The following is an 8,021-nucleotide window of genomic DNA, read 5'->3' on the forward strand; positions in this document are numbered from 1 at the left end:
GGGAGCCGGACCGTGAGGTCCGGCTCCCACCGCCCTCGTGCGCGGCGTTGCGTCTCAGTGCGCCGCCCCGACGGTGAGCAGTTCGTCGGCGAGCCTGCGCCGCAGGACCGAGATGTCCTCGCAGTCACCGCCGACGCGTTCGGTGATGTGCCGGCGGTAGAGCGCCTCCATCCGGTCGTCGTCGACGTCCACCCGCATGTTCTCCAGCAGGTGGCGCAGCACCGAGCGGCCGGAGTGGCGGGCGATGAGCAGGGAGCGCTCCCGGCCGAAGCGGTCTGGTTCCACGAACTCGTACGTGGCGGGGTCCCGCAGTATCCCCGCCTGGTGGATACCGGCGGCGCTGCCGAAGGCGTACGTCCCGAAGATCGCCTTGTTGCGCGGCTGCTCCAGCCCGATGATGTCGCGCAGCGCCTCGTACACGCCGTACATGGCCACGGTGTCGATGTCGGTGTACAGGCCCAGCGAGTCGCTCTTGTACGACAGGAGCGCGACGAGTTCCTCCAGGGCGGCGTTGCCCGCGCGCTCCCCGATGCCGCCGACCGTGGTCTGCACGCCGTCGGCCCCGGCCTGGAGGCCCGCGAGGGTGTTGGCCGTGGAGAGCCCGAAGTCCTCGTGGCAGTGAGTGAACACGCTGAGGGGCGGCGGTGTCCAGGAGCGGACCTTGCCCATGAGCTCGCCGTACTCGGCCGGGGTCATGCAGCCGGAGGTGTCGGCCGCCACGACGCAGGTGATTCCGGCGTCCACGCCCGCCTCGATCTGGGCGCGTAGCAGTTCGTCCGAGCCGCGCGAGGCGTCCTCCAGCGCGAGCGAGATGTAGGGCACGCCCATCCGGCGGGCGTGGGTGACGCACTCGACGATCTCGTCGATGGACTCCTTGCGGGAGATGCGGCGCTTGCGGTCGAGGTGCAGTTCGCTGGAGGTGGCGAGGATCTGCACCTCGTGGTTGCGGGTGCCGCCGGCGGCCACCGCGCAGTCGATGTCGGAGCGCACGGCGCGGCAGAACGTGGTGAACCGGGCGCGGGTGAGGTGGCGGGAGATCAGCCGGGTGGCCTCGGTCTCCGCGGGTGAGGAGGCGGGGAAGCCGGTCTCGACGACGTCGACCCCGAGTGCCTCGATCCGCAGCGCGAGTTCCAGTTTTTCCTGCGGCTTCATGGAATTGCACGGCGCCTGTTCGCCGTCCCGCAGAGTGGTGTCGAAAATGGAAACTCGACGTTTTTCCATCGGTAGCCCCTTTCGCGGCCTTCCAGATACCCTCATCGAGCCACGGACATCGAGAGACGGTCAATCATTCTCACGCCCAACTCCCTCCACCAGGGGCGGAGATGACTTCCTCTCCGGGTCCGGTTCCGAGCGGTTTTCGGGAAACTTCCGACCGGAAGTTCCGGGTGGGTCCGCGCCGCGGGCTACGTTGGTGTCCACCCTTTGCGACGGGATCTCACATTCCATTACGGGAGGCCCGCATGAGCGGCATGCTGCGCGCGCCAGGATTTCCGGAGGCCGCCGTGCGCCATCGCGCGCGCACGGGTGTCGAGGCGGCTTTTCCGCCGCTTGACGGCTATGGCGCGACGCTCTACGGCAGCGGCTGGTCCGGGCCGGGGCAGGACGATCCGCTGGAGCGGCTGCGGCTGCTCCCCCCGGTGTTCATGGAGCAGCGCCTGGAGAAACTGATCGACCTCGGGCGCGAGCCGATGCCGTCGGACGTGTCCCTGGAGACCGTGATCGGCGGATTTCCGTCCCGGCTCCCCTTCTACGTCTCGGCGTTCGGGTCGACCGCCGCGGCCCGCGGCGACCTGGGTACCTCGCTCGGGCGGCAGGCGGCCCGGCTGGGCATCCCGCTGGTCGTCGGCGAGAACGTGGTGCCGGTCATCGGCTACGGCCGCCTCGGGGCACAGCCCGCCAGGGCGCTGCTGGCCCGGATCGAGGCGTACGGAGAGGAGGGCGACGGCCGCCACGGCGGGATCGTGGTGCAGCAGAGCACCGAGGACGCCGACGCGGAGGTGTGGAACCTGGTCTACAGCGACCCGGCGGCCCAGCCGTTCCTCGAAGCGGGGCGACTGGCCTTCGAGTTGAAGACCGGTCAGGGCGCGAAGCCGGGCCTGGGCGGGATGACGCTGATGGACGGCGAGGCCGCGGCGGCGGTGGCGGAGCAGTACGCGCTGCTGCCGATTCCCGGCGACGGTCGGACGCTGCGGGCCTCCAGCCCGGGTACGTACACGGAGGAGATCCTGCGCCAGCAGATCAACCTGATGCGCAACAACTACCCGCGGGCCCGGGTGTGGGTGAAGCTCCACCCGGGCCGGGACGTCGGCGCGGCCGCCCGGGTGGCCTGGGCGGCCGGCGCGGACAGCGTCACGGTGGACGGCGCCGAGGGGGGCACGGGCTGGGCGCCGGGCGGTTTCCTCGACCACGTGGGACTGCCGCTCTTCGACTGCCTGCTGGCCGTCGGCGACGGCCCGGGGTGCCTGCTCGCGGGGGGCCGGATCTGGGAAGGGACCCGGGCGGTGAAGTGCCTGGCGCTCGGGGCGCGGGGGGTGGGCCTGGGCCGGGCCGCGCTGGTCGCCGCCGACGAGGACCCCGAGGAGGGGCTGCTGAGGCTGGCGGCCTGCCTGGATCTGGAGGTGCGCATGCTGATCAGCGCCCTCGGCAAGTACGACACGACCGCGGTGAACAGGGACGACGTCGGCCCGCTGCCGACCGTACGGAAGGAAGAGGTGCCCCATGGCGAATCCGTTCGAGGATGACTCGGCCCCCTATCTGGTGCTCGTCAACGACCAGGGGCGGCACTCGCTGTGGCCCGACGGCATCCGGGTGCCGGACGGCTGGCGGGTGGTGCTCACACGCCGGGACCGGGCTGCCTGCCTGGAGTACGTGGACCGCCACTTCACCGTGGTGGCGCCCCGGCCGGGCGAGCCGGCCGCCACCGGATCGGGGCCGGGACGGTGACCGCCCTCACGCTCCCCGCGCTCGTCGCCGCTCAGGCGGAGCGCACCCCGCACGCCACCGCCGTCGTTTCCGACCAGGTCACCCTGGACTACGCGGAGCTGTGGCGCCGGGTCCGTGAACTGGCCGGGGTCCTGCGCCAGGACGGCATCGGCCCGGGCAGTGTGGTGGCGGTCCGCCTGGACCGCTCCCCCGACCTGGTGGTCGCCCTGCTCGGCGTGCTGACCGCCGGCGCGGCGTATCTGCCGCTGGAGAAGGACACCCCCGCGCAGCGTGCCGCGCTGATCCTGGAGGAGGCGGCGCCGGACCGGGTCCTGACCACACTCCCCGCGGCGTCCCCCGCGGCGTCCCCCGCGGGGTCGGCCCCGGGGGCCGAAGTGGTGCGCGCGCACCCCGGTGATCCCGCCTACCTCATCTACACCTCCGGTTCCACCGGCCGCCCCAAGGGCGTCGTGGTGCGCCAGGAGGCCATCGCCCGGCATCTGCGGTGGATGCGGGAGGCCGTCCCGCTGGCGGCCGACGACCGGGTGCTGGTGAAGACACCGGTGGGCTTCGACGTGTCCACGTACGAGTACTTCTGGCCGCTGATCTGCGGCGCCGCCCTGGTCGTCGCGCCACCGGGCCTGGAGCGCGAGCCGCACGGCCTCGCCGCGCTCGTCGCGCACCGGGGCGTGACGACGATCCAGTTCGTCCCCTCGATGCTGCGCCTGTTCCTGGACGCGGACGTCGCGGTCCACTGCCGGGGGCTGCGGCGGATCATCTGCATCGGCGAGGCGCTGCCCGTGTCGCTGCGCGACCGCTGCCTGGCCCTGCTCGGCGCCGAGTTGCACAACCTGTACGGGCCGACCGAGGTGACGGTGGCGGCCACGGCGTGGCCCTGCCGCCCCGACGCGGACCCGGACAGCGTGCCGATCGGCGTCCCGGTCGCGGACACCGGTGCGCACGTGCTCGACGAGCGGCTCGACCCGGTGCCCGTCGGGGTGACGGGCGAGCTGTACCTCTCGGGCGCGCAACTCGCCGAGGGGTATCTGGCGCGTCCGGGTCAGACGGCGGAGCGCTTCGTGGCCAATCCGCTGGGTCCGCCCGGCTCGCGTCTCTACCGCACCGGCGATCTCGCGCGCCGACGGGCCGACGGAGCACTGGAGTTCATCGGCCGGACCGACGGGCAGGTGAAGTTCCGGGGCCGGCGCGTCGAGCTCGGCGAGATCGAGGCGGTGCTGTGCACCCACCCGGCCGTGACCCAGGCGGCGGTCGTCCTCGCCGGGCCGCAGGACGGCGACCGGTGGCTGGCCTGCTTCGTCGTACCCGCGCCGGGCGTGCCCGTACCCGAGCCGCACGCCCTGGGCACGCACCTGCGGGACTCGCTCCCGGACGCGCTGGTGCCCACGGCCTGGGCGGTCCTGGAGCGGGTGCCCCTGACCGGCAACGGCAAGCTCGACCGGGCGGCGCTGCCGGAGCCGCCGCGCCCCGGCACGGCACCCGCCGCGCCGGGGCCCGCCACCGCGGAGGCCGCCGACGAGGTGACGGCCTGGCTGTGCGGCGCGACCGACGAGGTGCTGCGGCGCCCGGCGGGCGACGCGACGCCGGGGCACTCCTTCGTCGGCCTGGGCGGCGACAGCATGGCGGCGATGCGGCTGGTGAACCGGGCCCGCGCGCGGGGCCTCGCGCTCACCGTGGCCGATGTCGTCGGATCGGCCACGCTGGCCGAAGTCGCCGCCTCGGTGGGCACGCCGGCACCGGCGGCCGGTACCGCAGCGGAGCCGGAGCTGCTGCCCGACCTGGATCCCGGCGAGTACGCCTCCCTGGCCGCGCAGCTCTCGCGCGGCTGACCGCCACCCGGGCCGGGTCCCCCGCGCGGGCGGCCCCGGGCCTGGCCCCCGATCCGTCCCTGAGCGGAGGACAGATGTCAGCACCGGCCATCGACGAAATACTCCCCCTCACCCCTCTTCAGGAGGGCATCCTGTTCCACTCCCTGGCGGAGGACGGGGCGCGCGGGCTCTACGTCGCGCAGTACACCGTCCCGCTGGAGGGCCCGCTGGACGAGGCACGGCTGCGCGACGCGGTACGGCGGACGCTGGTGCGCCACCCCAATCTGCGGGCCCGCATCCACCACCGGGCCAACGGACAGCCCGTGCAGGTCGTCCCCCGTGACGTGGAGCCGCACTGGTCGGTGGCCGGCCCGGACGACGGCGAGGCCGTGCTGCGCGCCGCGCGCACCGGCGGCGTCGGCGTCGAGGGCGGCCCGCTGATCCGTTTCGACCTGGTGCGCGACGGCGCCGACCGGTACCGCCTGGCGGTCACCGCGCACCACTGCGTGCTGGACGGCTGGAGCGCCTCCGTGCTGCTGCGCGAGGTCCTGGCCGGGTACGCCGACGAGGACCTGGCGCCACCGGTGCCGTACCGCGGTTTCCTCGGCTGGCTCGCGGGGCGCGACCGGGCGGCCGCCGAGCGGGCCTGGCGGGAGGAACTGGCGGACGCGCCGCCGACGCTGCTCGCGCCGGAGTCAGGCGGGACGGCCGCGCGCTGGGCGACCGTCACGCGAGAGCTCTCACCCGCGCAGACCGCCGAACTCGGCGGGAGGATACGGAGCTTGAACGCCACCCTCACGACGGCCGTCCAGGCCGCGTGGGCGCTGGTGCTGGCGCGCCACACCGATCGGGACGACGTCACGTTCGGCTCCGTCCTCAGCGGCCGCCCGGCCGAACTGGACGGCGTCGAGGACATGGTGGGCATGCTCGTCAACACGGTGCCCGTACGGGTCCGGACGGGCGCCTCGGCGACCCTGGCCGACCTGCTCGCCGACGTACGGGCGCGACGGCTGGCGCTGGCCCCGCACGACCACGTGGGCCTGGGCGAGGCGGCCAGGGCCGCCGGCGTGGACGGGCCGCTGCTCGACACGACGGTGACCGTGGAGGCGGTGCCCGACGTACCGCCATGGAGCCGTGACCTGGGCGGACTGCGGGTCGGCGAGGTCGGCTGCGAGGAGACGGCGCACTACCCGGTGACGGTCGTGGTGACGCCCGGGGAGCGCCTCTCGGTGCGGTTGCACCACGACACGAGCCGCGTGCCCGCGGCTGTCGCACGCGTCCTGGCCACCCAGCTGACGCGGGTGCTCGGCGTGATCGCGGACGATCCCCGCGCGCGCCCCGGTGACATCGAGCCGTGTGACGCGCAGGAGGCCGGGCGGATGCTGGACGCGGGCAGGGGCGAACGCTTTCCGCTCCCCCGGCATCCGTGCGTGCACACGGTGTTCGCCGACCAGGCCGCCCGCGAACCGGACGCGACCGCCCTGGTCTTCGAGGGCGAGCGCGTCTCCTACGGTGAACTGGACCGGCACGCGAACCGGTTGGCCCACCACCTGATCGGCCTCGGGATCGGCCGCGGCGACTGGGTGGGGGTGCGCCTGGAGCGCGGCCCACGCCTGGTGACGGCCCTTCTCGCGGCCCTCAAGTCGGGTGCCGCCTATGTGTTGCTGGACCCGGACTTCCCCGGCGCGCGGGCCGCCGAGTGCGTACGGGCGACCGGCTGCCGGACCGTGGTGAGCGACCGCCCCCTGCCGGACGAGGTGGCGGAGCGGGACGGCCCGCGTCTCGTACGGATCGACGATCCGCGTCTCGAAGGGGCGCCCGGGACCGATCCGGGGACGCCGGTCGACGGCGAGGATCTCGCCTGCGTGCTGTTCACCTCGGGGTCGCAGGGGCGGCCCAAGGGTGTGGTGGCGCCGCACCGGGCGCTCGTCGGCAGCCTGCTGGGGCAGGCGTTCGCGCGGGTGACGCCGTCGGACGTCGTGCTCCAGTGCTCGCCGATGTCCTGGGACGCCTTCGCCTTCGAGCTGCTGTCCGCGCTGTTCGCGGGCGCGGCGTGCGTCCTGCAGCCGGGCGGGGCGCCCGAGCCGGAGGTGGCCGTGCGGCTGATGGGCGAACACCGCATCACCGTGGCCCATTTCTCCTCCAGCCTCCTGAACTTCCTGGTGGACACCCACCCTTCGGCGTTCGACACGGTCCGGCTCGTCCTGACCGGCGGCGAGGCCGCCTCCCCCGGACACCTGGAGCGCCTGCTGCGCCGCCGCCCCGGGCTGAGCCTGGTCAACGCCTACTCGCCGCTGGAGTGCATGATGGTCACCGTCTTCCGGCGGGTGACCCTGGAGGACTGCCTCGACGGCTCCGTCCCCCTCGGCGGACCGGTCGCCAACAAGCACTTCTACGTCCTCGACGACCACCTGCGGGTGCTGCCGCCCGGCATGGTGGGCGAGGTGTACCTCGGCGGTGTGGGCGAGGCGCACGGCTACCTGGGCGAGGCCCGGCTGACGGCCGAACGCTTCGTGGCCGACCCCTACGGGCCGCCCGGCTCGCGCATGTACCGCTCCGGCGACCTGGCCCGGTGGCGCGCCGACGGGGCCGTGGAGTACCTGGGCAGGCGCGACGACCAGGTGAAGCTGCGCGGCTTCCGGATCGAGCCCTCGGAGGTGGAGACGGCGCTGGCCCGGCACCCGGGGATCTCCGGTGCCCGGGTGCTGGTGCGCACCGAGGGGCCGGGCGACCAGCGGCTCGTCGCCTACGTGGTGCCGCACGGCGGTACGCCTCCGGAGCCGGAGGAGCTGCGCGCGCACGCGGCCGCCGCACTGCCCGAGCACCTGCGGCCGGTGGCGTACGTGACGCTGGAGCGGTTCCCCACGACGCCCAACGGGAAGCTGGACCGCCGGGCGCTGCCCGCTCCGGAGTACGGCTCGGCGGCCGCGTCCTCGCCGGATCCGGACGATCCCGTGCGGGCGCGGCTGTGCGTGGTGTTCGCCGAGGTGCTGGGCGTCGAACGGGTCGGTGCGGACGACGACTTCTTCCGTCTGGGCGGCCACTCGATCCTGGCGCTGCGCCTGCTGAGCCGCATCAAGGCGGAGTTCGGCCACGAGGTGCGGCTGCGCACGCTGCTGCGCCATCCGTCCGTGGCCGGCGTGGCCGGCGAACTGGCGGCGGCGCCGGGCTGACACGGGCACGGGGCCGACCGGGGCCGCCGCCGGTGAGGCACCCAAGGAGGTGGAGGCATGAGCCCGTACCTCGCCGCTGAAGACCTCTCCATGTTCGGCC

5 protein-coding genes are annotated in these 8,021 nt (G+C 74.0%); 4 read left to right on the top strand and 1 reads right to left on the bottom strand.

The features are described 5' to 3' along the window. Positions 1-54 precede the first annotated feature (54 nt). On the bottom strand, positions 55-1,257 hold the full coding sequence (locus ABZ646_RS34385; protein WP_360527805.1) for a pyruvate carboxyltransferase: 1,203 nt from the start codon (positions 1,255-1,257) through the stop codon (positions 55-57). Between the two features lie 203 nt (positions 1,258-1,460). Between ABZ646_RS34385 and ABZ646_RS34390 the strand changes: the two genes are divergently transcribed. The 4 genes from ABZ646_RS34390 (at position 1,461) to ABZ646_RS34405 (ending at position 7,921) form a co-directional block, all read left to right on the top strand. Further along, positions 1,461-2,741, top strand: coding sequence for a glutamate synthase-related protein (locus ABZ646_RS34390; RefSeq protein ID WP_360527808.1), 1,281 nt, complete (start codon positions 1,461-1,463; stop codon positions 2,739-2,741). Beyond that, positions 2,719-2,943, top strand: coding sequence for an MbtH family protein (locus ABZ646_RS34395; protein WP_358984878.1), 225 nt, complete (start codon positions 2,719-2,721; stop codon positions 2,941-2,943). The genes ABZ646_RS34390 and ABZ646_RS34395 overlap by 23 nt, the downstream gene beginning before the upstream one ends. Further along, on the top strand, positions 2,940-4,769 hold the full coding sequence (locus ABZ646_RS34400; protein WP_360527811.1) for an amino acid adenylation domain-containing protein: 1,830 nt from the start codon (positions 2,940-2,942) through the stop codon (positions 4,767-4,769). Before ABZ646_RS34395 ends, ABZ646_RS34400 begins: the two co-directional genes overlap by 4 nt. A gap of 74 nt (positions 4,770-4,843) precedes the next feature. After that, positions 4,844-7,921 (top strand): amino acid adenylation domain-containing protein, encoded by a 3,078-nt coding sequence (locus ABZ646_RS34405; RefSeq protein WP_360527814.1) that lies wholly within the window; start codon positions 4,844-4,846, stop codon positions 7,919-7,921. Positions 7,922-8,021 lie beyond the last annotated feature (100 nt).

Source organism: Streptomyces sp. NPDC007162 (genome assembly GCF_040634175.1).
Taxonomy (GTDB): Bacteria; Actinomycetota; Actinomycetes; order Streptomycetales; family Streptomycetaceae; genus Streptomyces.

Coding starts and splice junctions, on each gene's coding strand:
- ABZ646_RS34385 (WP_360527805.1), bottom strand. CDS start 1,257: ATGAGGGTATCTGGAAGGCCGCGAAAGGGGCTACCGATGGAAAAACGT.
- ABZ646_RS34390 (WP_360527808.1), top strand. CDS start 1,461: ATGAGCGGCATGCTGCGCGCGCCAGGATTTCCGGAGGCCGCCGTGCGC.
- ABZ646_RS34395 (WP_358984878.1), top strand. CDS start 2,719: ATGGCGAATCCGTTCGAGGATGACTCGGCCCCCTATCTGGTGCTCGTC.
- ABZ646_RS34405 (WP_360527814.1), top strand. CDS start 4,844: ATGTCAGCACCGGCCATCGACGAAATACTCCCCCTCACCCCTCTTCAG.